This window comes from Salipiger sp. HF18, from assembly GCF_011806505.1.
GTDB classification, from domain to species: Bacteria; Pseudomonadota; Alphaproteobacteria; order Rhodobacterales; family Rhodobacteraceae; genus Salipiger; species Salipiger thiooxidans.
Genome location: NZ_JAATOS010000759.1, coordinates 1 through 1,339, shown reverse-complemented (window position 1 = coordinate 1,339; position 1,339 = coordinate 1). Strand labels below are relative to the sequence as shown.

Here is a 1,339-nt window from a genome sequence, read left to right as displayed (position 1 = left end):
AACCACATCCTCGTGGGCGGGATCAAGCCGCATTACTACTGCCTGCCCGTCGCCAAACGCGAGATCCACCGGCAGGCGCTGCTCGAGGCGGCGACCTCGGGCGATGCGAGCTTCTTTCTCGGCACCGACAGCGCCCCGCACACCGATCCCAACAAGGAAAGCGCCTGCGGCTGCGCCGGCTGCTTCACCGCGACCAACACCATGTCGGTGCTGGCCGAGGTGTTCGAGGCGGCGGGTGCGCTCGACCGGCTTGAAGCCTTCACCTCGCTCAACGGGCCGGCCTTCTACGGGCTGCCCGCCAACGAGGCGACGCTGACCCTCGTGAAAGGCGATCCGGTGCAGTACCCGCCGAAGATCCTCACCGACGAGGGCGCGGTCACCGTGTTCGAGCCGGGCTTCCCGCTGCACTGGCGCGTCGACTGACAGGCGTTCCGCCGGTTGCACAGACCGATTGGCACTGCCTGCGCTGCGGCAACGATGCTGTGTCAATTTCTGCCTGAGACCTTCTCTGGCACGCTTCGGTCCGGGAGGAGCCGGAAAGGAGGCCTGCCGGATGGATGCCCTGATCGATCTCTTGCCGGACTGAGTGGCGCAGCCCCCCTAAGAGACCGCCGCCATGCCGCGCCGCGCGGTCGTCTAACCCGGCGCCGAGCCGCGGACGCGAAAGGACTGCAGCGGCATCGCGAGCCTCGTTTCCGAGGATGGCGTCGCCGAGCGGCTGAACCCGCTCTTTGCCGTCACCGACGGGCCGCATGGCACCATATACATCCTCGATGCCGATACCATCGACGGCGCGTCGCATTACGACGACCCGCATGAGAACCCGCTCTGGCGCGAGATCCTGCTGCACGAGCTCGTGCACCATGCGCAGGCGCAGCCCGGCGCCGTCGCGGGCTGGCAGTGCCAGCGCGGAAGTCTGCCGACTTGGCGGGCGCGATCTCGACGCGGCGCGGATCGAGGATCCGCTGCAGAAACGGATGTTCTGGACGCATGCTCATTCGCGGTGTTGAGTGGTTGTCATTGATCGGTTGGCGGACGTTGGATGGGGGCGCTGCCCCCCTTGGCGCGTTCCGCGCCAATTCCCCCCGGAGTTTGTCGGGCAAGATGAAGATCATTGGGGTTCAAGCGGCGCGGATTTCGGGCTAGAGCGAGCCGAAACCTGCATGGAGTGCGCCTCATGATCCCGACGTCCTACCCCTCGCCCGAAGAGATGGCCCGCCTCACCGCCAAGATGCTCTGGGAGATCGAAGCGGTGCACTTCATGGGCGACGAGCCGTTCAAGCTGTCCTCGGGGCTGCCCTCGCCGGTCTACATCGACTGCCGCAAGCTGATCTCCTTC

Annotated in this window: 2 pseudogenes; both read left to right on the top strand. The window is 66.4% G+C overall.

The annotated features are described in order from the left end of the window. Window positions 1-423: pseudogene (locus tag HC022_RS26655) on the top strand (dihydroorotase); the annotation flags it as partial. A gap of 754 nt (window positions 424-1,177) precedes the next feature. Further along, a pseudogene (locus HC022_RS26650) lies at window positions 1,178-1,339 on the top strand (orotate phosphoribosyltransferase); the annotation flags it as partial.